The 229-nt window shown below is 62.4% G+C and carries 1 protein-coding gene; it reads right to left on the bottom strand.

What is annotated here, in order from left to right:
- Positions 1-159: 159 nt before the first annotated feature.
- Positions 160-228 (bottom strand): hypothetical protein, encoded by a 69-nt coding sequence (locus R0J88_RS24170; protein WP_410901482.1) that lies wholly within the window; start codon positions 226-228, stop codon positions 160-162.
- Position 229: the final 1 nt, after the last annotated feature.

Raw genomic sequence — 229 nt, 5'->3', positions numbered from 1 at the left:
AAGCGCGCCATGCGTGATGCGGCGCTCAATGCCTGGCAGTCCGAGAGCGGCAAGGTCAGCCTGGGCAAATGAGTTCAGGTTGCCGGCCTCTCGGATCATCACTGCCAGGTCGGCAGCCTCAGATCATCACTGCCAGGCCGGCGACTTTTGCTCAGAACGTCAGAGCCGTTTCCAGCCACCGGGAGCCTGCATGACTCGCCCCTCGAGCTCCAGTTCCAGCAACTGCATG

The sequence above is a fragment of the Pseudoalteromonas sp. SIMBA_162 genome, assembly GCF_046535955.1.
GTDB classification, from domain to species: domain Bacteria; phylum Pseudomonadota; class Gammaproteobacteria; order Enterobacterales; family Alteromonadaceae; genus Pseudoalteromonas; species Pseudoalteromonas marina.
This window is presented reverse-complemented; position numbering and strand designations above follow the sequence as displayed.